The sequence below is a fragment of the Kribbella sp. NPDC056861 genome (genome assembly GCF_040687575.1).
Classification (GTDB): domain Bacteria; phylum Actinomycetota; class Actinomycetes; order Propionibacteriales; family Kribbellaceae; genus Kribbella.
Map to the genome: position 1 here is coordinate 921,393 of NZ_JBFBNQ010000004.1, position 26,088 is coordinate 947,480.

Consider the following 26,088-nt stretch of genomic DNA (forward strand, 5'->3'; position numbering starts at 1 on the left):
TCCCCTCACGTTGTTGACCTGGTGGCCGGAGGATTTGTCCGGCTGGTGTGAGGTCAACAGTAGGAATTTGGCGAGGGGGTGGCATTGGGGAAACCCCTAGTCCTTGGGGGCTAGGGGTTCGGGAGGAGAAGCTACTTACCCGGGCGGTAGATGTAGGGCTGAGACCCACGAACAGCCTCGGTCAGCATCAGCAGCATGTCGGCCCGTGCCTCGATCGGCCGCCCGAAGAGCTCGTCGTCCCCAGGAATCGGGAAGCCCTTCACCCCGATCGCCAGCTGACTCAGCAACACGTGCAGCACGCTCCGGGCATTGAACACGTTCGGAGTAGGCCACTCCGGCAGCGTCTCGTGCATCAACGGCTGCTGCGCCGCGGTCGCCGCGACCGGCTTCAGCCACCGCTCCAGCTCATCGCTGGTCAGCATGTTCCGGTGCAGGATCGTCATCACCGCATGCGCGACCCGGTCGTGCTCCTCGTGCACCCACCGGTACTGCGTCTCCTTGACGATCCGGTCGGCCAGCACGTCGAGCAGCGCCCGCAGTACGCCGGCGTCGCAGTGGCGCGAGCGGGCCAGCGCGCCGATCGCATCGGCGCCATGGGCAACGGCATGCGCCCAGCCGCAGTCGGCGACGTACCCGCGCAGGTCGCGTTCGCGCAGCAGCCAGGTGGCCAGCCGGTCGCCCCAGCGCATCACCACCTCGTCGTGGACCAGGAACTCGGCGTTGTCGCGGTGGATCACCTCCGCCAGGGTCAGCGCGGTGAAGGAGCGCCGGAACACCGTGTCGGTGCCGTCCTCCCCGAGACCGTAGGCCAGACCAGCGCAGAGACCGTCACCGAAGCCAGGCAGCAGATCGTCGTAGACCCCACGCTCCAGCCAGGTGGCCAGGGTCGGGTAGGCCAGCGCGTCCCGCACCTGCGGGTTGGTGCTGGCGAGACCGCGGACGAGCTCCTCGGTGAGGTCGGGCAGCGCACGGTCGTGCGGTACCGCGTAGTCCGCGGCCATCACGTCCTGCCAGTACGTCGACTCCACCGATGCATCCTTTCACTTGGACCTGCTCAATCAACACCCATCCACCCCCGCCTGTCGAGCCTGCCCAGGCAGGACCACGGCAACCACCTCGTACCCAGCCAGTCCAGACCCAGCCACCACATGCCCTAGGCTCAGCTCCGTGCCGTCCCTGACCGATGTCGCGCGGAACCACACGACGCTGGACCAGGCGGACCTGGACCGGCTGCAGCTGCTGGTGTCCGACTGGCAGATGCTTGCCGACCTGTCCTTCGCCGACCTGGTGCTCTGGCTGCCGGACACCGAGGGGCTCGGCTTCTGGGCCGGAGCGCAGATGCGCCCGACCACCGGCCCGACGGCGTACCTGGACGACATCGTCGGCAGCTTCATCCCGCGCGATCGCCGCCCGCTGCTCGACCAGGCGTACGACGGCGGCCGGATCTGCCGCGAGGGCGACCCGGAGTGGCGCGACGACGTGCCGGTGCGGGTCGAGACCATCCCGGTACGCCGGGGCAGCCGGGTGATCGCCGTGATCGCGCGCAACACCAACCTGCTCGGCGTCCGGACGCCGAGCCGGCTGGAGATCGCCTACCTGCAGAGCGCCACCGATCTGGCCCGGATGATCACCGACGGCATCTTCCCGTACGGCGGGGAGCGGCTGCTCTCGACCACGCCTCGGGTCGGAGACGGCTGTATCCGGGTGGATCGTCACGGCATGGTGACGTTCGCCAGCCCGAACGCGTTGTCCGCCTACCGCCGGATGGGTCTCGTCACCGACCTGGTCGGCAGCCGGCTGAAGGAGGTCACCGGGGAGCTGATCCACAGCGGGCAGAAGGTGGACGACGTGCTCGCGTCGGTGCTCACCGGCCGGGCCGCCCAGGAGATCGAGATCGAGAACTCCGACGCCACCTTGTTCCTGCGGGCGATCCCGCTGCGCGCCGACAGCGAGCACGTGGGCGCGCTGATCCTGCTCCGGGACGTGACGGAGCTGCGGAGCAGGGAACGGGAGCTGGTCACCAAGGAGGCGACCATCCGGGAGATTCATCATCGCGTCAAGAACAACTTGCAGACCGTCGCCGCGTTACTCCGGATGCAGGCCCGGCGCATCACAGTGCCCGAAGCCCAGGCTGCGCTGGCCGAGGCCGTCCGCAGAGTGGGATCGATCGCGATCGTGCACGAGACGCTGTCGGAGTCCTTCGACGAGCACGTGGACTTCGACGACGTCGCCGACCGGGTGGCCGCGATGGTCGCCGACGTGTCCACGGTCTCGACCCAGGTGGCGATCAGCCGCAGCGGCAGTTTCGGCGTACTGGACTCCGAGATCGCCACCCCGCTGGCGATGGTGCTGACCGAGCTGATGCAGAACTCGGTCGAACACGCCTTCAGCAGCAGGTCGGACGAGGACGCGCACGGCACCATCGAGCTGGCCGCCCAGCGATCGGTGGGCCGGCTGCGGGTGGTGGTGACCGACGACGGCAAGGGGCTGCCGGACAGCTTCGACTCCGAGACGTCCGGCAACCTGGGGTTGTCGATCGTCCGCACGCTGGTGATCGGCGAACTCGACGGAGTACTGGAATTTCACCCAAGGCCGGATGGGCCCGGTACGACGGTCGTTCTTGATTTTCCGGTCAAGGAGTAACTCTCGTTATTTCTGAACAGCCGTGGGTCCTTGTCCACAGTTCTTCAGGAACAACGCGAGTTTTTGCCGCAGTACAAGGGGAAATCGAAAGGCCCCGCGGATCCCGCGGGGCCTGCATCGAAAATCGTCTCAGGCAGTACGGATGCGAGCGCGGGCGTTGCGGCGCTTCAGAGCGCGTCGCTCGTCCTCACTCAGACCGCCCCAGACACCGTGGTCCTGGCCGGCTTCCAGTGCCCAGGCCAGGCACTGCTCACGTACGTCGCAGCGACGGCACACCTGCTTGGCCTCCTCGATCTGCATGATCGCGGGCCCGGTGTTGCCGATGGGGAAAAATAGTTCCGGGTCCTCATCGAGGCAAATGGCCCGGTGGCGCCAATCCATGGCGGATCCCATCTCTCTCAGTAGTTTTCGCGCTGACGGCTAGGTCTGTGCCCAGTCAGCGCGCTCGTACTCGCACGGGGGTGGTGCGAAGCGTTGTGAACGTTTTCACGAACGACTCCATGTTCCCAATCTCGGGTGAACGAAACAAGGGTTATGGACTTGTCGATCCGATCACAACACTTCCTTAACACTACGAACCGGTGCACAACGGTTTACCCCGTCCGGAAACCGGACAGTTGAACCTTGGTGCGATCACCCGTTCACTGCAAGTAACCGATCCAACAGCCCTGGGGTTACGCAGAATCTTCAATCCCTGTGGGGCTGAGCTTCTCCGGCCCGCGAGCACCCGGGGGAGGAGGGTCGTCGTCCCCGAAGCTCGGCGACTGGGCTCACTCCCGCGCCGAGCCCAGCACTACGCTGGAGCACGTGCCGACCGAAACGACGCCGCCCAGTGCTCCTCGCCCGCTCAAGCTAGCCGCGGCGGTGGTCGCTGGGGAAGGGCTGGTGCTCGCTGTTCTGGGAATTGCCGAAGCAATAACCATCCACAGTGACCGCCTGCTGCTCGGCGTGACCACAGCGGGCTTCCTGTTCCTGTACGGCGCCGGTTTGCTCTTCGCGGCCCGGGGGCTCTACCGGTTGTCGACGTGGAGTCGAGGGCCGGCGGTGTTCGCCCAACTGATCCAGCTCTTCATGGCCTACAGCTTCTGGGGTGGCTCCACCAAGTTCGTGTCGGTGATCCTCGCGGTCGCCGCTGTCACCGTGCTGGTGGCGCTGTTCCGGAAAGAGTCGATGGAGGCCTTGGCCGACGATCCGACCAAGGACCACCCGGTGCTCTAGCTCACTCCTTCAGCAGGCCCGCGCGGAGCTCGGTGAGCGTGCGGGCCAGCAGCCGGGAGACGTGCATCTGCGAGATGCCGATCTCCTCGGCGATCTGGGACTGCGTCATGCCGCGGAAGAACCGCAGCGTCAGGATCCGCTTCTCGCGGTGGTCCAGTTGCGCCAGGAGCGGCTTGAGCGACTCCCGGTACTCGACGCTCTCCAGCGCCTCGTCCTCGCCTCCCAGGCCGTCCAGGACCGTGGTGGCGTCCGCCTCGTTCTGGTCTGGGGCGTCCAGCGACAACGTGTTGTAGGCGTTCGCCGACTCCAGGCCCTCGATGATCAGGTCCGCGGACAGGCCCAGCCGCTCGGACAGCTCGCCGACGGTCGGGGCGCGGCCCTGCTCCTGGGTCAGCTCGGCGGTCGCCGCGGTCAGCGACAGCCGCAGCTCCTGCAGCCGCCGGGGCACCCGGATCGCCCAGCCCTTGTCCCGGAAGTACCGCTTGATCTCGCCCAGGATCGTCGGCGTCGCGTACGTCGAGAACTCGACCCCGCGCTCGGAGTCGAACCGGTCGACCGCCTTGATCAGGCCGATGGTGGCCACCTGGACCAGGTCGTCGTACGGTTCGCCGCGGTTGCGGAAGCGCCGGGCCAGGTGCTCCACCAGCGGCATGTGCAGCGAGACCAGGCCGTCGCGGGCCGCGGTGTGCGCGGGCTCGCCCGGGCTCGACGCCCCCATCGCGGCGAAGAAGGTGGCGGTCTTGGTGCGCAGGTCGGGTTCCTGCGGCTCGTTGCCTACGGGGCGGTCGTCGGTCACGCCTACTCCGGGGTGATCGCGGAGGACGACACCGTGATGGTGAGCCGCCCGTCGACGGTCTCAGCGGCGGCGGACTCCACCAGCGCGGTCAGCACGGTCCAGCCGAACGAGGAGGTGTCCGGCTTCCAGCCGTTCGGCACGGTGGCCGTGGTGCTGACCGTCAGCTGCGGCGGAGCGATCGCGAAGACCAGGTCCAGCACGCCGTCGGAGGCCTGCGGGAGCAGCAGCGAGCAGGCCTCGTCCACCGCGATCCGCAGATCGTCGATCGCGTCCACGGTGAAGTTGTTGCGGGCGGCGAGGTTGCCGACCACGGACCGCGGTACGGCGATGTAGGCGCTGTCCGCGGGAATGCTGAGGCGGACCTCAACGGGTCGTTCGGTGCTGCTCACAGTGTTTGCCTCCCAGGCGGGGCCGGAACTCCTGGGCGCACGGCCCACCGGGGTACATCTTCCACGCTGTGGCCGTTCTATGCACGATCCGTGCGCGAAGACAGCCAGGAGGCCGGCCCCGAACTGCGGAACCGGCCTCCGGACCTGCTGCGGATCGGACTCAGGCGTCCTCGACGTGGGTCGGATCGAGCACCCGGCGCAGGAAGGTGCGGGTGCGCTCCTGCTGCGGGTTGCCGATCACCTCGGCCGGCGGGCCCTGCTCGACGATCACGCCGCCGTCCATGAAGACGACCCGGTCGGCCACCTCCCGGGCGAAGGCCATCTCGTGGGTGACCACGAGCATCGTCATCCCGTCCAGGGCGAGCTTGCGCATCACCGTCAGGACGTCGCCGACCAACTCCGGGTCGAGGGCCGACGTGGGCTCGTCGAAGAGCATCAGCGCCGGGTCCATCGACAGCGCCCGGGCGATCGCCACCCGCTGCTGCTGCCCACCGGACAACTGCATCGGGTAGGCGTTCACCTTCTCGGTCAGGCCGACCCGGTCCAGGTTGCCCAGTGCGACCTTGGCCGACTCGGCCGCGCTGCGACGCAGTACGGTCTGCTGCGCCACGGTGCAGTTCGCCAGTACGGACAGGTGCGGGAACAGGTTGAACTGCTGAAACACCATGCCGATCCGGGCCCGGGCGGCGTCCAGGTGGCAGTCCGGGTCGGTGATGTCCTCGCCGCTGACCAGCACCTGACCCTGCTCCGGTACTTCGAGCAGGTTCACGCACCGCAGCAGCGTCGACTTGCCCGAGCCGGACGGCCCGATCACGCAGACCACCTCGCCCTGCTCGACGGTGAAGTCGATGCCGCGCAGGACGTGGTTGCTGCCGAACGACTTGTGCAGGTTCTTGATCTCTACCAGTGCCGCCATCAGTTCGCCCTCGCAGCCTTGGCTTCCAGCCAGCGGACCAGCAGGCCCAGTGGCAGGGTGATGATCAGATAGCAGAACCCGGCGGTGACCAGCGGCGTCAGGTTCGACGCCGTGTTGGCCAGGTCGCGGCCGAAGCCGGTCAGCTCGTACGCCGCCGCCGTGGTGCCGATGATGAAGACCAGCGACGAGTCCTTGACCAGCAGGATCAGGTCGTTGGCCAGCGGCGGCAGCACGATCCGGAACGCCTGTGGCAGCACGATCTTCCGGGTCGCCAGGCCGACCGGCATCCCGAGTGAACGGGCAGCCTCGATCTGGCCTCGCGGTACCGCCTGAATGCCGGCCCGGATCACCTCGGCCATGTAGGCCGCGGCGACGATCCCGAGCGCCAGCCAGACCGTGCCGTACGGGTCGAACGGGATGACCAGGTCCTCGAACGCCAGCGGCAGCAGGCTGAACGCGACGAACACCACGATGGCCGGCAGGCCACGGAAGAACTCGATGTACGCCGTGGCCAGCCAGCGGTACGGCGCCACCTGGCTGAGCCGCATCAGGGCCAGCACGGTGCCGCCGATCAGGCCGATCACGAACGCGCCGGCGGTGTACTCCAGCGTCTTCAGGAAGGCGCCGGGCAGTCCGGAGACGAACGACTCCTTGATGAACTTCGGGCTGAAGAAGACGTCGATGATCTGGCCCCAGTCGGCCGTGAAGGCGGCCACCAGGACGATCACGATCAGGACGGCGTACTGGATGCCGCGGGACCGCCTGGCCCGCTGCCGCGGACTCAGGCCCCGCCGCGGCTCAGGGACAGTCTCGGTGGAGGTCACTTCTTCGGCTCAACCCCGAACCACTTCTTGAAGATCTCGTTGTACTTGCCGCTGGTCTTCGCCTCGGCCAGCAGTTCGTTGAACCGGGTGATCAGCTTGGTGGCCGACTCGTCGTCCTTCTTGGCCGCGAAACCGTACTGCTCGCCGGTGTCGAACTCGGCGGTCACCTCGGTGTCGGGGTTGTCCTTGACGAAGGAGAACAGCGCGCCGTTGTCGTTGACCGCGGCATCGACCCGGCCGGACTTGACGTTGTTGGTCTGCAGCGCGAGGTCGTTGAAGACGACCACCTCGAAGCCGATCTTCTTGGAGGCCTCGGTGGCGTAGTCCTTGCCGGTGGTGTCGGCCTGGACGCCGACCTTCTTGCCCTTCAGGTCCTCGAGCGTCTTGTAGGGGGCGCCCTTCTTGACCAGCAGCACCTGGGTGGCGTCCATGTACGGGTCGGTGATCCCGATCGCGGCCTTGCGGGCCGGGTTGATCGTCATCGCGCCCATGCCCATGTCGCACTTCTTCGCCTGGTACGCCGCACCGGAGGTGACCTGGGCCCACTCGATGCTGACCACTTCCTGCTTCAGGCCGAGGTCGTTGGCCAGCAGGTCCAGCAAGTCGACGTCGAAGCCGATCACCTTGGTGCCGTCCTTGTACTCGAACGGCTTGTACGACAGGTGCGTGCAGACGGTCAGCTGACCCGGCTTGACCAGCGTGATGCCGGCCGCCTTGGCCTTGTCCTCGCCTCCTCCGCCGCTGCCCGAATCGTCGCTGCCACAAGCTGACAACGCGAGTGCGAGCACGGCGACCGAGGCTACGGCGATCGTGCGGCGACTCTTGCGGAGGGTGGGGACGATGTTCATCGCTATGACTCCTCGACAGTGGATCCGGAACGCCGGTCCAGGCGGTGCCCGGGCCGGATTCTTGGCATCCTGACACAGCAGGGAGGCGGCTGGCGGCTGGTAACCCCGGACGAGACTCGATCGTCACCGGGCGGTGCCGGAGTGGCGGCCCTCACAGACCAGACCAGTGCGGGCCGTGGTTTACTCGTAGCCACGGGTGACCCCCTGGCAACGGCGCCGTTCGACGCACCCCCACCGAACGCCCACTCTCCGTAACTCTGCCTGCACTCCGACGTAAAGGGTCCCTTTTCATGGTTGCCGAAGTCGTTCCGTCCACTGCCGGTCACGGTGCCGATCAGTCCGCCGATCCGTACGCCGGTGACCCGGTCTTCGAGCTGCACCTCGGCGGCAAGATCGAGGTGACGTCGACGGTCCAGGTGAGCACCGCCGACGAGCTCTCGCTGGCCTACACCCCTGGTGTCGCCCGCGTCTGTACTGCGATCGCCGAGGACCCGTCGCTGGCCCGCAAGTACACCTGGCGGTCCAACGTGGTCGCGGTCGTCACCGACGGCACCGCAGTACTGGGGCTCGGTGACATCGGGCCGGCCGCGTCGCTGCCGGTGATGGAGGGCAAAGCCCTGCTGTTCAAGGAGTTCGGCGGCGTCGACTCGGTGCCGATCGCGCTGGACTGCACCGACGTGGACGAGTTCGTCGAGACCGTGGTCCGGATGGCGCCGAGCTTCGGCGGCATCAACCTGGAGGACATCTCCGCGCCGCGCTGCTTCGAGATCGAGCGCCGGCTGAAGGAACGCCTGGACATCCCGGTCTTCCACGACGACCAGCACGGTACGGCGGTCGTCGTGCTGGCCGCGTTGCGCAACGCGTTGCGCGTGACGGGCAAGTCGATCGAGGACATTCGCGTCGTGATCTCCGGCGCTGGTGCCGCCGGTGTCGCTTGCGCCCGGATCCTGTTGCAGGCGGGCGTCGGCGACCTGGCGGTGGTGGACAGCAAGGGCGTGCTTCACGAGGACCGCGCGGACCTGAACCCGGTCAAGCTGTCGCTGGCCAAGGACACCAACAGCGGCGGCCTCTCCGGCCGGCTGGTCGATGCGCTGGACGGCGCCGACGTCTTCCTCGGTGTCTCCGGCGGCACGGTGCCGGAGGAGGTCGTCGCGCGGATGGCGCCGGGCGCGATGATCTTCGCCCTCGCCAACCCGAACCCCGAGGTCCACCCCGACATCGCCCACCGGCACGCCGCCGTGGTCGCCACCGGCCGCTCCGACTTCCCGAACCAGCTCAACAACGTGCTCGCGTTCCCGGGTATCTTCCGCGGCGCGTTCGACGTGAACGCCAGCCGGATCACCGAGGGCATGAAGCTGGCCGCCGCCGAAGCGCTCGCCGCACTGATCCCGGCCGAGGACCTGCGCCCGGACTACATCATCCCGTCACCGTTCGATGCCCGAGTCGCGCCGGCAGTCGCCGCCGCAGTCGCCGCGGCGGCACGGGCCGACGGCGTAGCCCGCGACTGAGTGGCCAACTAGTTCTAGGGTGATGACCATGCTTGCTGCGTACGCCGCCAGGTTTGCTCCGGACGATCCGGTCTCCGCGTTGGAGGTGGGGGAGCGGCCTGAGCCGGTGGCGCCGGACGGGTGGGTGACCGTCGACGTCAAGGCGACCGCGCTGAACCATCACGACCTGTGGTCGTTGAAGGGGGTCGGGCTGCCGGAGCAGAACCTGCCGATGATCCTCGGCTGCGACGCGGCCGGGCTCGACCCGGACGGCAACGAGGTGGTCGTGCACGCGGTCATCTCGGATCCTGGGTGGAAGGGTGACGAGACGCTCGACCCCAAGCGGTCGCTGCTGAGTGAGCGGTATCAGGGGACGCTGGCCGAGAAGATCGCGGTACCGGCGCAGAACGTCGTACCGATGCCTGCTGGGTTGAGCTTCGAGGAGGCTGCGTGTCTGCCGACCGCGTGGCTGACGGCGTACCGGATGTTGTTCACGCAGTCGGAGCTCAAGCCTGGCGACACCGTGCTCGTGCAGGGCGCGGGTGGTGGGGTTGCAACTTCGCTGATCACGCTCGCTCGTGCGGCCGGGTTGCGCGTTTGGGCGACGAGTCGCGATGAGGGCAAGCGGGCCAAGGCCGTGGAGATCGGCGCGCACGAAGCATTTGAGTCTGGCGCGCGGCTGCCGGAGCGGGTGGATGCCGTGATGGAGACCGTCGGGCAGGCGACCTGGTCGCACTCGCTGAAGTCGCTCAAGCAGGGCGGCACCGTGGTGATCTCCGGCGCGACCAGCGGCCAGGCGCCGAAGTCCGCGGAGCTGAACCGGATCTTCTTCCTGCAACTGCGGGTGCAAGGCTCGACGATGGGCACCCGCGCGGAGCTTGCCCAGCTGGTCCGGTTCATGGCGAACGCCGGCATCAAGCCGCACCTCGACAGCACCTTCGCGCTCGCCGACGCGCGGGACGCGTTCGCGAAGCTGAACTCGGGTGACGTGTTCGGGAAGATCGTCTTGACTGTCTGAATGGAGATCGAGATTCGCCGGGCCGAGGTCGCGGACGCCGAGGCCGGTGCCTGGTGCCAACTGAAGTGCTGGCAGGAGGCGTACGCCGAACTGCTGGATCCTGACCGGCTGGCCGAGCGAACCGCTGACCTCGACCTCCGGATCGAGCGCTGGACGAGCCGGCTCGAAGAGGGCGTACTGCGCTGGGTCGCGATCAACCCGGATCCCGCGGCGCCGGTCCAGGATCAGGTGATCGGGTTCGCCTCACCCGGGCCGACCCGGGACGAGGACGCGCCGACGCCGCTGGAGCTCTACGCGATCTACGTCCGGGCGAAGTGGTGGGGCAGCGGCCTGGCGCACCGGTTGATGGATGTTGCCATCGGCAAGGAGGCGGCCAGCCTGTGGGTGCTGGCCGGGAACGAGCGGGCGAAGGCCTTCTACCGCCGGTACGGCTTCGTCGAGGACGGCGCCCCGATCGACGAGCCGTTCTTCGGCGTACCGGAGATCAGGATGGTGCGGCCGGCCCAGGAAGCGGTGGGGTAGCCGCCCGGTAGCCGGACAGGGGTTGCCCTGCTTTGATACACGATCTATGTTACATAGAGACTGTTGTATCTGAGCGGGAGGTTCTCCATGCACGGCACGGACGAGACCGCACAACGGCTGCTCGACTCCTCGGCCCGGTTGTCCCGGGATCCGGAGACGGAGATCGACTGGGACGCCCCGCTCGGTGACGGCTACGGACTGAGCCCCGAATGGAGCACCCTCTACGGCACGGCTTACTGGGAAGAGCTGACCGAAGTCCAGCGCCGGGAGCTGACCAGGCACGAGGCCGCCTCGGTCGCCTCCACCGGGATCTGGTTCGAGCTCATCCTTCAGCAGTTGATCCTCCGCGATGTCTATGCCTTGAATCCGGCCGGCGCGGAGTTCCAGTGGTCGCTGACCGAGATCGCCGACGAGTGCCGGCACTCGATCATGTTCGCCCGGGCGACCGGCCGGCTGGTCGACGTGGAGTACCGGCCGCGGCCGCTCGCCCGCGAACTGGGCCGGGCGTTCAAGACCGTGGCCACCGGCGAATCGGCGTACGCCGCGATCCTGGTCGCCGAGGAGGTGCTCGACGTGATGCAGCGGGACTGGATGCGCGACCGCCGGGTCGAGCCGCTGGTCCGGACGGTGAACCACATCCACGTCGTCGAGGAGTCGCGGCACATGGTGTTCGCCCGCGAGGAGACCCGGCAGCGGCTGATCGGCGCGAGTGGTCCGCGGCGCTGGGTGAGTGCACTGGTGATCGCGCTGGCCGCCGACATGATCGTGAGCAGCATGGTGACCCGGGCGGTCTACGCGAATGCCGGGCTCGACGCCGACCGGGCGGTGCGGGAGGCACGGCACAACGAGCATCACCGCGCGCTGCTTCGGTCGAGCTGCGCCAACCTGATGGACTTCCTCGGCGAGGTCGGGCTGCTGACGCCCGCTGCGACGCGGGTCTATCGGCGGACCGGACTGCGCTGATGACGTATGTGATCGCGGGGGACTGCTGCTCCGACGCGAGTTGCGTGGCGGTCTGCCCGATGAACAGCATCCATCCATCGCCGGGGGAGCCGGGGTTCGGTACGACGGATGGGTTGTTCATCGATCCGCGCACTTGTATCGACTGTGGCGCGTGCGCTGATATCTGCCCGGTGGGCGCTGCCAAGCCTGCCGATCAGGCGACGCCGGTCGAGGTGGAGTTGAATCGGGCGCACTATGCGTCGGCTCCTGCACTCGATGCTCTTGATCTGGGCAGTTGGGTGCCGCCGACTTTCTCGCCCTGGACGGGCGGCCCTCGCCGCGTCGCAGTCGTCGGCGCCGGACCGGCGGGGATGTATGCGGCTCGGGAGTTGTTGCTGCGCAGTACGGCCGAGGTGACGGTCTACGACCGCCTGCCGGTCGTCGGCGGCCTCGCCCGCTTCGGCGTCGCGCCCGATCACCCGCTGACCAAGCAGATCGTCGCCACCTTCGAGCGAGTGCTCTCGCATCCCCGCGTGAACTGGCGACCCGGCACCGAGGCGATCACAGCAGACCTCGAAACCCGGTACGACGCGGTCGTGCACGCCGTCGGCTCCTTCCGCTCCCGCCGCCTCGGCATCCCCGGCGAGGACTCCGACCGCAGCTGCACAGCCGCCGACATAGTTGCCTGGTACAACGGTCGCCCCGGCGCGACCCAGCTCCCGGTCCAGCTCGTCGGCCCCCGCGCGGTGATCGTCGGCAACGGCAACGTCGCCCTCGACCTGGCCCGGCTGCTCGTCAGCGACACCCAACGCCTGGCCACCCTCGACCTCCCGCCCGCGGTCCGCGACACGTTGGCGACCAGCGGAATCACCGAGGTGGTAATCATCGCCCGCCGCGGCCGCGATGCAGCGGCGTACTCCGCCTCCGCCCTCCGCGATCTCCACACCCTGGAAAATGTCGAAGTCGTGTTCGATGCCGAAGAACTCAGCTCCCCGCCTCGCCCTGGACGACGGATCGTCTTCCGCTTCAACACCTCGCCTACAGCGTGGGATCCGGCAGTCGGACTCTCTGTCGACGGTCAGACGATCTCAGCCGGCAATCTCTTCACCGCGATCGGCTTCGTCGGGCAACCAGTCCCCGGCCTGCCGTTCGACGACCTGCGAGGCATCGTGCCGAACGACCGCGGCGCAGTACTCGACCGCCCCGGCCACTACGTCACCGGCTGGATCAAACGCGGAGCGCAAGGCGGCATCGGCGCCAACAAGGCCTGCGCCGCCGAGACCGTGCGGACGCTCCTCACCGCGGCGCCCCGAGAGGCGCTGACAGCGGCACCGATGTGACACAAGCCCGCTGTGACGTTTCATGGCTGAAACATTGCCGTCGCACCGGGGCAACGAGGCTGGCGCACGCTGGTCGTACCGCGGGAAACCCCCTCGGGTTCGATCCGCCCGATCGATGACGTGAGCAGGAGTGCCCATGAGGCCGACCTTGACGGTGATCGCCGACCCCGCCGACCGCTGGATGATGCGTGCCGCGTGCATCGGCCAGGCGCCGTCGTACGACGAGACCGCGAGTGCCTGGGAGCAGCGCAAGGCGCAGGCGATCTGCCTGACCTCGTGCCCGGTGATCGACGAATGCCGTGAGTGGGCCCGCCGGACCAAGTTCACCGGCACCGCCGCGGGGGAGAAGTTCCTCTCCGGCCGTCGCCGCGGCCGCCCCGGTCCGCAGGAGCGGCGCCGCCCGACCCCGATGGTCGAAGAGCAGCAGCAAGCCAGCTAGCTGCGGCTCAGACCCCGACCAACTCTCGCTCCTGTTCCGCTGCAACCTTCGGGGTGCGGCGGAACGGTGACGTCAGGGTGGCAACGACGTACTGGCGGTTGTGGATCACCGCTGCGATCGCCAGCACCAGGTAGATGCCAGACAGGATGTACCGCCCCGTCTGCCCCGGTACTACGAACTGCACGGCGAACAGCCCCAGCAGCGTCCAGGCGGCCCAGCGCGGGAAGCGCAGGCTCAGCAGCACCGCCAGGCCCAGCAGGGTCTGGGTAGCGGTCAGCAGGAACTCCTCGACCTGGCGCCCGTCCAGCGGCAGCGCGGCAGGGCCGCCGCCGATGCCGTAGGCGATCGGGAGGCTGCCGATCAGCAGGGTCCACTGGTTCACCTTCGCGGAGATCAGCAGGCCGAGAGCGGCGCCGCCCTTGCCGCGCCAGGCGAACAGGATCGCCACGATGAACTCGGGCGCCTCGGAGGCCAGTGGAGCCAGCCACTGCACCAGCAGGAACTGGTCGATGCCCAGCGCGTGCCCACCCTCGACCAGCGAGTCCGCGAACGGCTCGGCCGACAGCAGGATGATCGCGGCCGCGACCAGGAACATCGAGACGACCGTGATCCGCCGCTGAACCTTGTCCAGCCCGCCGATCCGCGCGGCCGGCCCGACCAGGTCAGGCTCCTCGTCGTGCTCCGAGGCAGCGGCGCGCCAGAGGTAGTAGGCGAAGAAGGCCAGCAATGCGATCCCCAGCAGCAGGTGGATCTGACCGGTGATCGGGATGACGAAGGCGACGATGCTGGCGACCGCCAGGAAGCCGAGCTCGCGCCGGTAGCCCGAGTCGAGCACCAGGGCCTTGATCGTGCGGCCGCTGCGCTTGCTGGCGACGTACAGGCTGATCAGGACGACGCTGGACCAGCCGAGGCCGAGCAGCAGCCGGTTGGAGCCGGTCATGTTGGCGGCGGCGTACGCGACGTACTCCGGTTGGCTGCCGGCCGTGTGGGCGAAGTACAGATCCACCGCGTACTCCGGCAGCACCGCGATCACCGCGAGCAGCGCGATCGCCAGGCCGCCCGAGATGTCGACCTCCGCGGCCTCGGCCGCCCAGGCCAGCACGAACGACGCCGCGACCACGCCGAGCCCGAAGACAACGATCGACACCAGGGCCGACGGATGCGCGCCGCTCAGCCGCAGAGCAACGGCCGGAACCGCTGCGAGAAGCAGCAGGAGGACGGGGCGCAGGGCTCTGATCACATGGTCAATAATCCCACCGTTTCGATACTTTCGCAATTGCGCAAGTATGAGACCGTCCTCACCCACGGGGTGCCGCGTTCCCTGCAGGCTCCGCAGCGGTCACAATGACTGCGCAATGACGACACCTCCGGAACCGACGCGAGCGCAGCTCGACGCCGCCGCCAGCACCTTCGCGATGCTCTCGGCGCCCGTCCGGCTGCACCTGGTCTCGCTGGCCGCGCAGGGCGAGTACGACGTGGGCACGCTGGCCGAGCGGGTCGGGGTCAGCATCGCGACCGCCAGCCAGCATCTCGGCAAGCTGCGGCTGGCCGGCATCATCACCGCCCGCCGCGAAGGCCGCCGGCACATCTACACCGTCGACGACCCGCACGTGCTCAACATGGTCGACCAGATCTTCGAGCACATCGCCCCCGACGGCTCGCTGGCCCCGGACCCACCGCTGCGCCGTCGCCCGCCGCACACCGACTAGCCCGTACTGCGTATCACTCGCTGCTCGTGATGTGCCGCAGGTAGCGCTCCGGCGTCTCCAGGTAGGCACGCCAGTTCTGCACGAGCTGCAGGTCGTCCCACGTCGACTCACGGATGCCCCACTCGCCGACCTCAAGAATCGTCGCGCCAGGCAACGCCGAGATGACGGGGGAGTGGGTCGCGCAGAGCACCTGCGACCCGGAGTCGGCCAGCTGCTCGAGCACACCGACCACGGCCAGGCTGGACGAGAAGGACAGCGCGGACTCGGGCTCGTCGAGGCAGTAGAAGCCGCGACGGGTGAAGCGGTCGCCGATCAGGCTGAGGAAGCTCTCGCCGTGACTCATCCGGTGGAACGGCAGGTCCTGCGGACCGCTCGTCCGTGGGTTGTCCTCCAGATACGTGTAGAAGCCGTGCATGGTCTCCGCGCGGAGGAAGTACCCGGCCCTGGCTGCACCGGTGCCGCGCGTCAGGTGGATCTCCTCGTACAGCGGCGACTCGGTCACCCGCGTGGTCAACCGGGCGCCGGTCGAGCCGCCTTCCGGCGACATCCCATAGGCGACGGCGATCGCCTCGACCAGGGTCGACTTGCCCGCGCCGTTCTCGCCGACCAGGAAGGTGACGCCCGGGTCGAGGTCCAGCCCGTCGTCAGCAGTTGCCGGACCGCGGGGATGGTGTGCGGCCAAGCGTCAGAAACGCTGATGCCCTCCGCCGCGGCAACCCGGCGTACTGGGTGAACGGCGAAGGGCATCTACTCAAGCTAGACCACAACGGACTAGAGGATGTGCCGCAGGTACCTCTCGGGTGCATCCAGGTAGGCGCGCCAGTTCTGGACGAGTTCGAGGTCGGTCCAGGTGGACTCGCGGATACCCCAGGCGCCCACCTCGAGGATCCTGGCACCGGGGAGTGAGCAGACCACGGGGGAGTGGGTCGCGCAGAGGACCTGCGCACCACCGCCGGCCAGTTCGTTGAGGACGCCGACGAGGGCGAGGCTGGAGGAGAAGGACAACGCCGACTCGGGCTCGTCCAGGCAGTAGAGCCCGGGGCTGTCGAATCGGCTGCGCAGTACTTCGAGGAAGCCCTCGCCATGGCTCAACTCGTGGAAGTTGGGATCGCGTCCACCGGGGTTCTGCTCCAGATACGTGTAGTACCCGTGCATGGTCTCCGCGCGGAGGAAGAATCCCCACCGAGGGGACCCGGCCCCCCGAGTCAGCCGGATCTCGCTCGACAGCGGGGACTCCGTCGCCCGCGTGGTCAGGCGTGCGCCGGTCGAGCCGCCCTCGGGGGACATCCCGAACGCGACCGCGATCGCCTCGACCAGGGTCGACTTGCCCGCGCCGTTCTCGCCGACCAGGAAGGTGACGCCCGGGCCGAGGTCCAGCCCGTCGGTCAGCAGCTGCCGCACCGCCGGGATGGTGTGCGGCCAAGCGTCCGAAACGCTGATGCCCTCCGCCGCGGCAACCCGGCGTACGGGGTGAACGGCGAAGGGCATCTGCTCAAACTAGAGGACGGCGGGGTTAGTCGTCGTCATCGTCCAGGCGCGCCAGCCAGGTGGCGAAGCGCTCGATCGGGGTCTCGAACTCGGGGTTCAGGTCGACGAACTCGCGCAGCCGCTCGGCGACCCAGGCCAACGGGACTTCTTCCTCGCCCCGCCGGCCCTCGAGCTCCTCAATCCCTCTGTCGGTGAAGTACACGTCAGCTGAAGGCCTGCTTCATCAGCGTCGCGTTCTCGGCGACGTGCACGCTGTGCGAGCCGACCGAGGTGGCCGACATGGCCGGCCGGGAGACCCGGTAGAACGGCTTGCCGGCCAGGTGCTCGGTCAGGTTGAGCGCCATGAACGGCCACGGACCCTGGTTGGCCGGCTCGTCCTGCACCCAGCGGATCTCCTGCAGGTTCGGGTACTTCGCCAGCTCGGCCTTGATCTCCTCGGCCGGCAGCGGGTAGAGCTGCTCGATCCGCAGTACGGCGGTGCTGAGCTTGTCCGGCTCGGCCTTCTTCCGCTCGGCCAGCAGGTCGTAGATGATCCGGCCCGAGGACAGGATCACCCGCTCGACGGTGGCCGGGTTCTGCTCGGCCTCCGTGTCGCCGATCACCGGGCGGAAGGTACCGCTGGTCAGCTCCTCCGGCTGCGACACCGCTGCCTTCAACCGGAGCAGCTGCTTCGGCGTGAAGACGATCAGCGGGTTGTGCTCCTCCTGCAGCGTGTGCCGCCGCAGCAGGTGGAAGTACGACGCGGGCGTCGACGGCTGCGCCACCGTCATCGCGTTCTCCGCGCACAGCGCCATGAAGCGCTCGATCCGGGCGGACGAGTGGTCCGGGCCCTGACCTTCGTAGCCGTGCGGCAGCAGCAGCACGACCCCGGACTTCTGGCCCCACTTCGCCTCACCGGCCGAGATGTACTCGTCGATGATCGACTGGGCGCCGTTCACGAAGTCGCCGAACTGCGCCTCCCAGAGCACCAGCGCGTCCGGCCGCGCCACGGAGTACCCGTACTCGAAGCCGAGCGCGGCGTACTCGCTGAGCAGCGAGTCGTAGACGTAGAAGTTCGCCTGGTTCTCGTCCAGGTTCTGCAGCGGGACGTAGTCCTGGCCGTTCACCCGGTCGATCACCGCTGCGAACCGCTGGACGAACGTGCCCCGCCGGCTGTCCTGGCCCGCGAGCCGGACCGGACGCCCGGCCAGCAGCAGCGAACCGAAGGCGGTGATCTCCGCGCTGGCCCAGTCGACCGGGCCCTGCGTGATCGCGCCGGCCCGGCGCTGCAGCTGCGGCATCACCTTCGGGTGCGCGGTGAAGCCCTCCGGCAGCGTGGTGTACGCGTCGGCGATCTTCTTCAGCACCTCCGGCGTGGTCGCGGTCGCGTCCGGGCCCTCCGGCTTGTCGGGGTAGACCGGGACGGTGACGTACGGCGCCGGGGTGTCCGGCTGGCTCTTCGCCTCGCGGACCTCGACGAAGACCCGCTCCAGCCGCTGCTGGAAGTCGCGCATCGCCTGCTCGGCCTCTTCGACCGTGATGTCGCCACGGCCGATCAGGGCCTCGGTGTAGAGCTTGCGGACCGAGCGCTTCTGCTCGATCAGGTCGTACATCAGCGGCTGGGTGAAGCTCGGGTCGTCGCCCTCGTTGTGACCGCGGCGGCGGTAGCAGACCAGGTCGATGACGACGTCCTTGTTGAACGCCTGGCGGTACTCGAAGGCCAGGTCCGCGACCCGGATGCAGGCCTCGGGGTCGTCGCCGTTGACGTGGAAGATCGGCGCCTGGACCATCCGCGCGACGTCGGTGCAGTACATCGACGAGCGCGACGAGGCCGGCGAGGTGGTGAAGCCGACCTGGTTGTTGACGATCACGTGGATCGTGCCGCCGGTGCGGTAGCCGCGCAGCTGGGACAGGTTCAGCGTCTCGGCCACGACGCCCTGGCCGGCGAAGGCCGCGTCACCGTGGACGAGGACCGGCAGCACCGGGAAGGCCGCGCCCTGGTCGAGGATGTCCTGCTTGGCCCGGACGATGCCCTCGAGCACCGGGTCGACGGTCTCCAGGTGGGACGGGTTCGCCGCCACCGACACCTTGATCTTGTCGCCGAACTCGGAGACGAACTCGCCCTCGGCGCCCAAGTGGTACTTGACGTCACCGGAGCCCTGGACCGTGCGCGGGTCGATGTTGCCGTCGAACTCGCGGAAGATCTGCCCGTACGACTTGCCGACGATGTTCGCCAGCACGTTCAGCCGGCCGCGGTGCGCCATCCCGATGGTGACCTCGTCGAGGCCGGCCCCGGCGGCTTCCTCGCACAGTTCGTCGAGCAGCGGGATGGTGGTCTCGCCGCCCTCCAGCGAGAAGCGCTTCTGGCCGACGTACTTGGTCTGCAGGAAGGTCTCGAACGCCTCGGCCTCGTTCAGCTTGGCCAGGATCCGGAGCTGCTCCTCGCGCGGCGGCTTGGTGTGCGGCCGCTCGACCCGCTCCTGGATCCACTTGCGCTGCTCGGGGTCCTGGATGTGCATGTACTCGATGCCGGTGGTGCGGCAGTACGAGTCGCGCAGGATGCCGAGGATGTCGCGCAGCTTGAGGAACCGGCGGTCGCTCTGCGCCCCGAAGGAGCCGGTGGCGAACTCGCGGTCCAGGTCCCACAGGGTCAGGCCGTGGGTGGCCACGTCCAGGTCGGGGTGGCTGCGCTGCTTGTACTCCAGCGGGTCGGTGTCGGCCATGATGTGGCCGCGCACCCGGTACGCGTGGATCAGCTCGAGGATCCGGGCCTGCTTGCTGATGTCCTCCTCGTGGCTGTGCGGGAGGTCGGCGGCCCAGCGGATCGGCTCGTAGGGGATCCGCAGCGACTGGAAGATCTCGTCGTAGAAGCCCTCGTCGCCGAGCAGCAGGCGGTGCAGCCGGCGCAGGAACTCACCCGACTGGGCGCCCTGGATGATCCGGTGGTCGTACGTCGAGGTCAGCGTCATCACCTTGGAGACGGCCAGCTTGGCCATCGTCTCCTCGGCCGCGCCCTGGTACTCCGTCGGGTAGTCCATCGCACCGACGCCGATGATGCAGCCCTGGCCGGTCATCAGCCGCGGTACCGAGTGCTGGGTGCCGATCGTGCCGGGGTTGGTCAGGCTGATCGTGGTGCCCTGGAAGTCGGGCAGGGCCAGCTTGTTGTCGCGGGCCCGCCGGACGACGTCCTCGTAGGCCATCCAGAACTCGGCGAACGTCATCGACTCGGTCGCCTTGATCGACGGCACCAGCAGCTGCCGGGTGCCGTCCGGCTTCGACATGTCGATGGCCAGGCCGAGGTTGATGTGCTCGGGCTGGACCAGGGTCGGCTTGCCCTCGGTCTCGTCGTACGACGCGTTCATCTCGGGCAGCGTCTTGAGCGCCTTCACCAGGGCCCAGCCGACCAGGTGGGTGAAGGAGATCTTGCCACCGCGAGCCCGGCGCAGGTGGTTGTTGATGACGATCCGGTTGTCGATCAGCAGCTTGACCGGCACCTGCCGCACGCTGGTCGCGGTCGGCACCTGGAGGCTGAGCTCCATGTTCTGCGCGGTCCGGGCTGGGGCTCCGCGCAGGATCTTCCGCGCCGCGTCCGTGCTGGTCGCGGGTGCGGGCTTGGTCTGCGCGCTGGGCGGCTGGTTCACCGTGCCTCCGGTCGGGGCGCCGCCGGCGGCGGGCGCTGCCTTCTGTGTCGAAGCTGCTGTCTGGGGCTGCTGGGCTTGCTGTGCCGCGGCGGTCGGCTGACCCGCGGCAGGCTGAGCAGGGCTCGCCGCTGCGGCGGGGGCCGGCGCTGCCGGAGAAGGGGCAGCTGCCGCGGCCGCTGCGGCCGGCTGGCTCGAGGACGGCGCCGCGGGCGCAGTACCGCGGCTCGGCGCCTCCGGCGTCTTGTTGTCCGACACCGCGTCGGGTCGGGGAGCGTCGGCCGGGCTGGACGTCACCGGCTTCGCATCACCCGGGCTGTTCTGCTTGAAGCTGTCGCCCTCGAAGTAGGCGCTCCAGGCCGGATCCACCGACTTGGGATCCTTGAGGTAGCTCTCGTACATCTCGTCGACCAGCCATTCGTTCGCACCGAAGGCTGCAAGGGAGTCAGATTCTGATGGCTCGGTGGCCACTTGGCAGTTCGCCTCTTCCGATCGGGTCAGATACCACGGGATGTCTGCAGAAGTTATGAGGGACTTCCCGAGGCAAGGTTAATAGCTGCCGCAACAGATCCGCAGCCCGGGATCACCGGACCAGTCGATCGAGTGGTTGGTGTCGCGGAAGTTGATCGATCGAGGGCTGGAACACTGTGGTGGCAGGTGTTCCAGCAATCGGCTGATCGCGGGTCGTCGTCGGCAACTGGACTGACGCGCGGGGAACCGCCGGAGACGTTGCAGGTGTGGGTTTCCAGGCGGCGTCCAGGGGTATTCCTGATTCCGGCGCACGCCTGTCTGGCCACTGTATGCAGTCGAGGTCTTGCGGGCGGTGATGGTCGACTGTTGAGCGGGGTGTGGCCAACGTCACTCTGGGGATCAGTCCAGTTCTCACCGATTGGCCAGGCGACGGACCAGTTTGAGCCCGGACCAGGTGGCATCGATCGCACACACCTTCACGTCCACCACCCCGAGCGGCAGGGCCAGCTCGCGGACGCCGTTCTCGTCCAGATCGGTCGGTACGCCGGACGCGCGCTTCGGCCAGGCGACCCAGATCATCCCCGCCGGCGCGGTTTTCGCCAGCAACGGCGGCAGTCTGGCGGCCAGCCGGGCCCGATCGGGGCAGAACGCGAGCACCACCTCGTACTGCGCTCCGCGGCCGGCCCTGGTGACCGTCCTGGCGTCGTCCGGCAGCCCCTCGATCACGAACCCGGGCGGCGCGTTGTCGAGCAGCACGGTGAGGCCGGGTTTGATCCCGAGCTTTCCGGCAAGCGGCTTCCCGGAGTACCCCGTTGTCATATGGCCGATCATCGACGCTCGGCGGCGCGGTGCCAAGCGCCGGATGTGGCCGCCGGCGACCGGGCCGGGCGGCATACTGACCGAATGGCGTTGACGGATGAGGCGATCGTCAAGATCAAGGACATGATCACCTCGGGGGAGCTGGGCCCGGGCGACCGGTTGCCCAAGGAGGCGGACCTCGCCGCCCGGCTGGGGCTGTCGCGGAACTCGCTGCGCGAAGCCGTGAAAGCGCTCACCCTGGTCAACGTGCTCGACGTCCGGCACGGCGACGGCACCTACGTGACGTCGCTCGACTCGGCGCACCTGCTCGACGCGCTGAGCTTCATGGTCGATCTGCACCAGGACGACTCGGTCCTGCAGTTCTTCGAGGTACGTCGGTTGCTCGAGCCTGGCGTCGCCGCGCTGGCGGCCGTCCGGATCAGCCGCGAGCAGCTTGCCGATTTGCGGTTGCTGACCAGCGATCTGACTGCTGAGGCTGGGGTGGATGAGTTGGTGGCTAATGATCTCCGCTTCCACCGAGGCATCGCTGAGGCCAGCGGGAATGCGGTGGTCTGCTCGCTGCTCGACGGGATCTCAGGTGCGACGCAGCGGGCGCGTATCTGGCGCGGGGTGACGCAGGCTGGGGCTGTCGAACGCACGCTGGCGGAGCACACGGCGATCCTCGATGCCATCGAGATCGGCGACACGGATGCTGCGCGGGCGTGGATGACAGCGCATATCGCCGGCGTTGAGAACTGGCTCCGCAAAGCCCGCTGAACAAGCAAGAGCAACAGACAAGAGCAACAGACAGTGCCCCCGTCGGCGCCGGGTTGCTGCGGCAGCCGGAGGTGGCCCGCAGTGGCTAGCTGATATTCCAATCCCGCACCAGGTGTAAGCCCTCGGCGAGCGTGTGCCGCTCGACTGCGAAGCGGGCAATGAAAACCAGCTGTCGGGTAGTTGCAGATGATTGGACAGATGACCGACGACCAGCCTCGGTGAGATCGGGCCGGGGGACATCTCCGAGGACTGCGCCTTCCATCCGGTCCTCTGCACCTACGTCAACGAGGACGAGATCGGTAGCACCTCGCTCATCGACGCCACGCCTATACGAGCGTGCCCCTCAGCAGCTATGTGCTCATCAAGCTCCCCATCGACGAGGTCATCGAGTCTAGGCCTACGGTGCGACCGTCGGGAAATGGGTTGAACGAACGTCGGGCCACCTTCTACTCTGGTTGGCGTCACATTTCCTGCGTCAGGAGCCTGGGTTGTCGAACTGAGATCTCTCTTCAGTAGCGGTTGATCGCCACCGGTCGGTGTGTGGTCTCGTTCGAGATCTCGGAGTACAACCTGATGTCTTATTCCCTGACGTGTACTGACCTCTTTTTCGCCTGGCCGGACGGCGACGTGCTGTTCGACGGGCTGACCTTCGTCGCGGGGCCGGTGCGGTCCGGGCTGGTCGGGCGCAACGGCGCCGGCAAGTCCACGCTGCTGCGGCTGATCGCCGGGCGCCTCACGCCGCAACGCGGGGCGATTCGGGTCAGTGGTGAGCTCGGCTACCTGCCGCAGGACCTCACGCTCGACACCGCGTTGCGCGTCGACCAGGCGCTCGGCATCGCGGAGATCCGCGCCGCGATCACCGCGATCGAGCAGGGCGACGCCTCCGAGGCGAACTTCGCGGTCGTCGGCGACGGCTGGGACGTGGAGGAGCGGGCCGAGGCGACGCTCGGCAAGCTCGGGCTCGGCGCGATCACTCTCGACCGCAGCGTCGGCGAACTGTCCGGTGGCGAGACGATCCTGCTCGGCCTGGCCGCCGAACTCCTCAAGCGCCCCGACGTGCTGCTGCTCGACGAACCCACCAACAACCTCGACCTGCGCGCCCGCAAACACCTGTACGACGCGGTCGACGCGTTCCGCGGCGCGCTGGTGATCGTCAGCCACGATCGCGAGTTGCTCGACCGGGTCGACCAGATCGGTGACCTGCGCAAGGGCGAGGTGACCTGGTACGGCGGCAACCTCACGGCGTACGAGGAAGCGGTCGCGCTGGAGCAGGAGGCGGCCGAGCGGATGGTCCGATCGGCCGAGTCCGACCTCAAGAAGCAGAAACGCGAACTGGTCGAGGCGCGCATGAAGATGGATCGCCGCCGAGCGGCGGGCCAGCGTGCCTTCGAGCAAGGCGGTATCCCGAAGATCATCGCCGGTGGGCTGAAGCGTTCGGCGCAGGTGTCGGCCGGCAAACACCTCGGCATGCACAGCGATCGCCTCGATGCCGCCCAGGACGCGCTCGCCGACGCGGAGGAGAAGGTCCACGACGACGACAAGATCCGCGTGGACCTGCCGAAGACCACGGTCCCAGCAGGCCGGATCGTCCTGCGCCTAGAGGACTACGTACTACGTACCGGCCTGCACGCCGACCTCGAAATCAGAGGCCCCGAGCGCATCGCCCTGACCGGCCCCAATGGTGCTGGCAAGAGCACTCTCCTCCACGCCCTCACCGCCGACGAACTACCCCTGGTCCCATGGCGCCTGCTACCCCAGCGCCTCGACCTACTCCAGGATTCCTTGTCCGTAGTGGAAAACCTGGCCCTCCTCGCCCCCAGCGTCGAGAACCAGGACCGCCGAGCCCGCCTGGCCCGCTTCCTCTTCCGCGGCCGCGCGGCGGACCAGCCGGTCAGCACCCTGTCCGGCGGCGAACGCTTCCGCGCCACCCTCGCCGCCCTCCTCCTCGCCGAGCCCCCACCCCAACTCCTGATGCTCGACGAACCCACCAACAACCTCGACCTGGCCAGCGTCGCCCAACTCCAGGACGCCCTCGCGTCGTACAACGGAGCCCTGGTGATCGCCAGCCACGACCTCCCTTTCCTCCGCGAGATCGGCATCACCCGCTGGCTCCACCTCGACCACAACCAATTGACCGAGATCGACCCGCTCTAACGAAGCTTGCTATCGGCAAGCACTTGGACCTGCCGCGCGAACGCGATCAGGTCCGGCTCGTTGAAAGTGGGGGAGCTGCTGCCGATCTTCACGGCGTACGTCGCGGTCGCGAAGGAGACATAGGCCTCGCGATGCACCACGCCCCGGAGGGAGTAGGTCCGCAGGACGTACCGCGAGCGCACGCCGAGGCCGGGGATCGGACGCTCGACGATGAAAGCAGATTCGGTGCCGTCGATCCGAATCCTGGTGCACTGGGGTGCGGCCAGCGGATGCAGAGCTATGTACTTCTCACCCCAGGCAAGCGGCAGTGAAACCAGGTTGACGGACAAGGAGACATCGGTGTCGGCCGGGTGAGCAAGGGCGGTCGGCAGATACGGCCACTTGGCGTAGGTGTTCCCCAGTTGGCCGCCCGCCCACACCGCCAGCCGGCACGCTTCAGGCTCGACCTGGTGCCCCGCGAGCGGGTCCTCGCGCGGGGAGCCGTCCCCGCCGGCGAGTTCGGAGTACAGGTTCAGCTGGTGTTTCCCGTACTTCGTCGGTAGCGCGGCCAGCAGTTGCCGGTGAGTGTTCGGGAACTTGATGTCGTACAGCGTCGGCGGAGTCGCCGAGGGTGAGGTCGCAGCGGCGGGAGTCGACGCCGAGGGGGAAGGCGCCGGTGTCGAGACCAGGTCCGTGCAGCAGCCGGTCAGGAGCAGCAGGGCCAGGGCGGCTGCGATGCAGGAGCGGAGTCGGGTGGTCATCAGTTGTCGCGGGGGAGGGCGGCGGCGAGCATCGACTGGTCGGCGCCGTACTCCTCGAAGCGGTCGATCTCCACGAAGCCGAGTTTCTTCAACAGGCGCAGGGAGGACTCGTTGGTTGTCTGCGTCACGGCGACCACCTGCTCATCCGGTACGACGCTCGCGAGCCAGCGCAGTACTGCGGTGATCGCCTCCTGCGCATACCCCCTGCCCCAATACTCCGGCAGCAGCAGATAGCCCAGGTCGACCGGCCTGACCAAGGGTTCCGTCCGGTCGTTCCGCTTCACACTCACGCCGCCGACGAACTCGCCGGTCGCCCGCTCGCGGATCACGAACGACGCCGGCCGGGTCCCGTACGGCGGTTGCACGGCGATCTCCGCCTCGCCGCGGGACATCGCGCCGCCCAGATACCGGTAGACGTCCGGCGAGGTGAGCATCGCGATCAGCCCGTCACGATCCTCTGGGCGCGACTCCCGCAGTACGAGCCGCTCGGTCGTCAGCTCGCCGATCGGCCAGGTGTCGAGTTCGAGGTCCGCCATCGGGCCATCCAACCAGTCAGGCGTCGAAGGCCTGGCGGGAGGTTTCGATCTGGGTGAAGTACTGGTGGGTCCAGTCGCACATCTGGTGGACCGTGGCGCGGAGCGCGTGGCCGGGCTCGGTCAGGGTGTACTCGACCCGCGGCGGCACGGTCGGGTAGACGGTGCGCACGGCCAGGCCGTTGCGTTCGAGCATCCGGAGGTTCTGGGTGAGCATCTTGTGGCTGATGCCGTCGACCCGGTCGCGGAGTTCGCTGAACCGCTGGGTGCCCTCACCGAGGATGTCGATGATCAGGAACGCCCACTTGTTGGCGATGTCGGAGAAGATCTCCCGCGCCAGCGTGTCCGCGCGGGTGAAATCGGCCTGGTCGAGCTCGTCGCCGACCTGCTTGGTTCCCATTTGGTGCCCCAGTCACGAA

At 68.1% G+C, this 26,088-nt stretch carries 27 protein-coding genes; 11 read left to right on the forward strand and 16 right to left on the reverse strand.

Features of this window, described 5'->3' with window-relative positions; genetic code table 11:
• Positions 1-131: 131 nt before the first annotated feature.
• Positions 132-1,028 (reverse strand): DUF2785 domain-containing protein, encoded by an 897-nt coding sequence (locus AB0P21_RS23880; protein ID WP_363699351.1) that lies wholly within the window; start codon positions 1,026-1,028, stop codon positions 132-134.
• 139 nt (positions 1,029-1,167) lie between these two features.
• Between AB0P21_RS23880 and AB0P21_RS23885 the strand changes: the two genes are divergently transcribed.
• Positions 1,168-2,643, forward strand: coding sequence for a histidine kinase N-terminal domain-containing protein (locus AB0P21_RS23885; RefSeq protein WP_363699352.1), 1,476 nt, complete (start codon positions 1,168-1,170; stop codon positions 2,641-2,643).
• A 129-nt stretch (positions 2,644-2,772) separates the two neighbouring features.
• Here AB0P21_RS23885 and AB0P21_RS23890 read toward each other — a convergent pair whose 3' ends face one another.
• Complete coding sequence (locus AB0P21_RS23890) at positions 2,773-3,024, reverse strand: WhiB family transcriptional regulator (protein WP_270137079.1); 252 nt, start codon at positions 3,022-3,024, stop codon at positions 2,773-2,775.
• A 426-nt stretch (positions 3,025-3,450) separates the two neighbouring features.
• On the opposite strand from AB0P21_RS23890, the gene AB0P21_RS23895 reads away from it, so the two are divergent.
• A complete protein-coding gene (locus tag AB0P21_RS23895) occupies positions 3,451-3,861 on the forward strand; it encodes a hypothetical protein (RefSeq protein ID WP_363699353.1) in 411 nt (136 codons plus the stop codon).
• A 1-nt stretch (position 3,862) separates the two neighbouring features.
• Here AB0P21_RS23895 and AB0P21_RS23900 read toward each other — a convergent pair whose 3' ends face one another.
• The 5 genes from AB0P21_RS23900 to AB0P21_RS23920 all read right to left on the reverse strand — a co-directional run bounded on the left by AB0P21_RS23900 (position 3,863) and on the right by AB0P21_RS23920 (position 7,634).
• Positions 3,863-4,657, reverse strand: coding sequence for an RNA polymerase sigma factor SigF (locus AB0P21_RS23900; protein ID WP_363699354.1), 795 nt, complete (start codon positions 4,655-4,657; stop codon positions 3,863-3,865).
• Positions 4,658-4,659: 2 nt separating this feature from the next.
• Positions 4,660-5,046 carry an anti-sigma regulatory factor gene (locus AB0P21_RS23905; protein WP_363699355.1) on the reverse strand — a complete coding sequence of 129 codons (387 nt, stop codon included), beginning with the start codon at positions 5,044-5,046 and terminating at the stop codon, positions 4,660-4,662.
• A 160-nt stretch (positions 5,047-5,206) separates the two neighbouring features.
• The gene (locus AB0P21_RS23910; RefSeq protein WP_363699356.1) at positions 5,207-5,962 is read right to left on the reverse strand and encodes an amino acid ABC transporter ATP-binding protein; all 756 of its coding nucleotides are present in this window, start codon (positions 5,960-5,962) and stop codon (positions 5,207-5,209) included.
• The gene (locus AB0P21_RS23915) at positions 5,962-6,786 is read right to left on the reverse strand and encodes an amino acid ABC transporter permease (protein WP_363699357.1); all 825 of its coding nucleotides are present in this window, start codon (positions 6,784-6,786) and stop codon (positions 5,962-5,964) included. Before AB0P21_RS23915 ends, AB0P21_RS23910 begins: the two co-directional genes overlap by 1 nt.
• Positions 6,783-7,634 carry an ABC transporter substrate-binding protein gene (locus AB0P21_RS23920; protein ID WP_363699358.1) on the reverse strand — a complete coding sequence of 284 codons (852 nt, stop codon included), beginning with the start codon at positions 7,632-7,634 and terminating at the stop codon, positions 6,783-6,785. Before AB0P21_RS23920 ends, AB0P21_RS23915 begins: the two co-directional genes overlap by 4 nt.
• A 290-nt stretch (positions 7,635-7,924) precedes the next feature.
• On the opposite strand from AB0P21_RS23920, the gene AB0P21_RS23925 reads away from it, so the two are divergent.
• The 6 genes from AB0P21_RS23925 (at position 7,925) to AB0P21_RS23950 (ending at position 13,382) form a co-directional block, all read left to right on the forward strand.
• On the forward strand, positions 7,925-9,142 hold the full coding sequence (locus AB0P21_RS23925; protein ID WP_363699359.1) for an NADP-dependent malic enzyme: 1,218 nt from the start codon (positions 7,925-7,927) through the stop codon (positions 9,140-9,142).
• Between the two features lie 28 nt (positions 9,143-9,170).
• Positions 9,171-10,139 carry a zinc-binding dehydrogenase gene (locus AB0P21_RS23930; protein ID WP_363699360.1) on the forward strand — a complete coding sequence of 323 codons (969 nt, stop codon included), beginning with the start codon at positions 9,171-9,173 and terminating at the stop codon, positions 10,137-10,139.
• On the forward strand, positions 10,140-10,661 hold the full coding sequence (locus tag AB0P21_RS23935; RefSeq protein ID WP_363699361.1) for a GNAT family N-acetyltransferase: 522 nt from the start codon (positions 10,140-10,142) through the stop codon (positions 10,659-10,661).
• A gap of 87 nt (positions 10,662-10,748) precedes the next feature.
• Positions 10,749-11,624, forward strand: a complete 876-nt coding sequence (locus tag AB0P21_RS23940) for a diiron oxygenase (RefSeq protein WP_363699362.1) — start codon at positions 10,749-10,751, stop codon at positions 11,622-11,624.
• The gene (locus tag AB0P21_RS23945; protein WP_363699363.1) at positions 11,624-12,943 is read left to right on the forward strand and encodes an FAD-dependent oxidoreductase; all 1,320 of its coding nucleotides are present in this window, start codon (positions 11,624-11,626) and stop codon (positions 12,941-12,943) included. Before AB0P21_RS23940 ends, AB0P21_RS23945 begins: the two co-directional genes overlap by 1 nt.
• Positions 12,944-13,079: 136 nt before the next feature.
• Positions 13,080-13,382, forward strand: a complete 303-nt coding sequence (locus tag AB0P21_RS23950; protein WP_363699364.1) for a WhiB family transcriptional regulator — start codon at positions 13,080-13,082, stop codon at positions 13,380-13,382.
• A gap of 7 nt (positions 13,383-13,389) precedes the next feature.
• Here the strand turns inward: AB0P21_RS23950 and AB0P21_RS23955 are convergent, their stop codons facing one another.
• Complete coding sequence (locus AB0P21_RS23955; RefSeq protein WP_363699365.1) at positions 13,390-14,622, reverse strand: sodium:proton exchanger; 1,233 nt, start codon at positions 14,620-14,622, stop codon at positions 13,390-13,392.
• Positions 14,623-14,737: 115 nt separating this feature from the next.
• On the opposite strand from AB0P21_RS23955, the gene AB0P21_RS23960 reads away from it, so the two are divergent.
• Positions 14,738-15,091: a metalloregulator ArsR/SmtB family transcription factor gene (locus AB0P21_RS23960; RefSeq protein ID WP_363699366.1), complete on the forward strand. Its 354-nt coding sequence runs from the start codon at positions 14,738-14,740 to the stop codon at positions 15,089-15,091.
• 13 nt (positions 15,092-15,104) lie between these two features.
• Here AB0P21_RS23960 and AB0P21_RS23965 read toward each other — a convergent pair whose 3' ends face one another.
• The 5 genes from AB0P21_RS23965 to AB0P21_RS23985 all read right to left on the reverse strand — a co-directional run bounded on the left by AB0P21_RS23965 (position 15,105) and on the right by AB0P21_RS23985 (position 21,486).
• Positions 15,105-15,773: an AAA family ATPase gene (locus tag AB0P21_RS23965; protein ID WP_363699367.1), complete on the reverse strand. Its 669-nt coding sequence runs from the start codon at positions 15,771-15,773 to the stop codon at positions 15,105-15,107.
• Between the two features lie 89 nt (positions 15,774-15,862).
• Positions 15,863-16,579 carry an AAA family ATPase gene (locus tag AB0P21_RS23970; protein WP_363699368.1) on the reverse strand — a complete coding sequence of 239 codons (717 nt, stop codon included), beginning with the start codon at positions 16,577-16,579 and terminating at the stop codon, positions 15,863-15,865.
• 25 nt (positions 16,580-16,604) lie between these two features.
• Positions 16,605-16,781: a DUF6104 family protein gene (locus AB0P21_RS23975; protein ID WP_363699369.1), complete on the reverse strand. Its 177-nt coding sequence runs from the start codon at positions 16,779-16,781 to the stop codon at positions 16,605-16,607.
• A gap of 1 nt (position 16,782) precedes the next feature.
• Entirely contained in the window at positions 16,783-20,667 is a 3,885-nt protein-coding gene (locus AB0P21_RS23980) for a multifunctional oxoglutarate decarboxylase/oxoglutarate dehydrogenase thiamine pyrophosphate-binding subunit/dihydrolipoyllysine-residue succinyltransferase subunit (protein ID WP_363699370.1), read from the reverse strand.
• Positions 20,668-21,078: 411 nt separating this feature from the next.
• Positions 21,079-21,486, reverse strand: coding sequence for a DUF3052 domain-containing protein (locus tag AB0P21_RS23985; RefSeq protein WP_363699371.1), 408 nt, complete (start codon positions 21,484-21,486; stop codon positions 21,079-21,081).
• A gap of 84 nt (positions 21,487-21,570) precedes the next feature.
• On the opposite strand from AB0P21_RS23985, the gene AB0P21_RS23990 reads away from it, so the two are divergent.
• Both AB0P21_RS23990 and AB0P21_RS23995 read left to right on the forward strand, forming a co-directional pair.
• The gene (locus tag AB0P21_RS23990) at positions 21,571-22,242 is read left to right on the forward strand and encodes a FadR/GntR family transcriptional regulator (protein ID WP_363699372.1); all 672 of its coding nucleotides are present in this window, start codon (positions 21,571-21,573) and stop codon (positions 22,240-22,242) included.
• A gap of 573 nt (positions 22,243-22,815) precedes the next feature.
• Positions 22,816-24,396, forward strand: coding sequence for an ATP-binding cassette domain-containing protein (locus AB0P21_RS23995; protein ID WP_363699373.1), 1,581 nt, complete (start codon positions 22,816-22,818; stop codon positions 24,394-24,396).
• Here the strand turns inward: AB0P21_RS23995 and AB0P21_RS24000 are convergent.
• From AB0P21_RS24000 to AB0P21_RS24010, 3 genes are read right to left on the reverse strand one after another with little or no spacing between them, the layout of a single operon-like run.
• Complete coding sequence (locus tag AB0P21_RS24000) at positions 24,393-25,136, reverse strand: hypothetical protein (RefSeq protein ID WP_363699374.1); 744 nt, start codon at positions 25,134-25,136, stop codon at positions 24,393-24,395. The genes AB0P21_RS23995 and AB0P21_RS24000 overlap by 4 nt on opposite strands.
• Positions 25,136-25,672 (reverse strand): GNAT family N-acetyltransferase, encoded by a 537-nt coding sequence (locus AB0P21_RS24005; RefSeq protein ID WP_363699375.1) that lies wholly within the window; start codon positions 25,670-25,672, stop codon positions 25,136-25,138. Before AB0P21_RS24005 ends, AB0P21_RS24000 begins: the two co-directional genes overlap by 1 nt.
• A gap of 16 nt (positions 25,673-25,688) precedes the next feature.
• Positions 25,689-26,069, reverse strand: coding sequence for a helix-turn-helix domain-containing protein (locus AB0P21_RS24010; RefSeq protein ID WP_363699376.1), 381 nt, complete (start codon positions 26,067-26,069; stop codon positions 25,689-25,691).
• Positions 26,070-26,088: the final 19 nt, after the last annotated feature.

Coding starts and splice junctions, on each gene's coding strand:
- AB0P21_RS23935 (WP_363699361.1), top strand. CDS start 10,140: ATGGAGATCGAGATTCGCCGGGCCGAGGTCGCGGACGCCGAGGCCGGT.
- AB0P21_RS23995 (WP_363699373.1), top strand. CDS start 22,816: ATGTCTTATTCCCTGACGTGTACTGACCTCTTTTTCGCCTGGCCGGAC.
- AB0P21_RS23930 (WP_363699360.1), top strand. CDS start 9,171: ATGCTTGCTGCGTACGCCGCCAGGTTTGCTCCGGACGATCCGGTCTCC.
- AB0P21_RS23890 (WP_270137079.1), bottom strand. CDS start 3,024: ATGGATTGGCGCCACCGGGCCATTTGCCTCGATGAGGACCCGGAACTA.
- AB0P21_RS24010 (WP_363699376.1), bottom strand. CDS start 26,069: ATGGGAACCAAGCAGGTCGGCGACGAGCTCGACCAGGCCGATTTCACC.
- AB0P21_RS23990 (WP_363699372.1), top strand. CDS start 21,571: ATGGCGTTGACGGATGAGGCGATCGTCAAGATCAAGGACATGATCACC.
- AB0P21_RS24000 (WP_363699374.1), bottom strand. CDS start 25,136: ATGACCACCCGACTCCGCTCCTGCATCGCAGCCGCCCTGGCCCTGCTG.
- AB0P21_RS23985 (WP_363699371.1), bottom strand. CDS start 21,486: ATGACAACGGGGTACTCCGGGAAGCCGCTTGCCGGAAAGCTCGGGATC.
- AB0P21_RS23920 (WP_363699358.1), bottom strand. CDS start 7,634: ATGAACATCGTCCCCACCCTCCGCAAGAGTCGCCGCACGATCGCCGTA.
- AB0P21_RS23950 (WP_363699364.1), top strand. CDS start 13,080: ATGAGGCCGACCTTGACGGTGATCGCCGACCCCGCCGACCGCTGGATG.
- AB0P21_RS23970 (WP_363699368.1), bottom strand. CDS start 16,579: ATGCCCTTCGCCGTTCACCCCGTACGCCGGGTTGCCGCGGCGGAGGGC.
- AB0P21_RS24005 (WP_363699375.1), bottom strand. CDS start 25,672: ATGGCGGACCTCGAACTCGACACCTGGCCGATCGGCGAGCTGACGACC.
- AB0P21_RS23910 (WP_363699356.1), bottom strand. CDS start 5,962: ATGGCGGCACTGGTAGAGATCAAGAACCTGCACAAGTCGTTCGGCAGC.
- AB0P21_RS23945 (WP_363699363.1), top strand. CDS start 11,624: ATGACGTATGTGATCGCGGGGGACTGCTGCTCCGACGCGAGTTGCGTG.
- AB0P21_RS23925 (WP_363699359.1), top strand. CDS start 7,925: ATGGTTGCCGAAGTCGTTCCGTCCACTGCCGGTCACGGTGCCGATCAG.
- AB0P21_RS23940 (WP_363699362.1), top strand. CDS start 10,749: ATGCACGGCACGGACGAGACCGCACAACGGCTGCTCGACTCCTCGGCC.
- AB0P21_RS23960 (WP_363699366.1), top strand. CDS start 14,738: ATGACGACACCTCCGGAACCGACGCGAGCGCAGCTCGACGCCGCCGCC.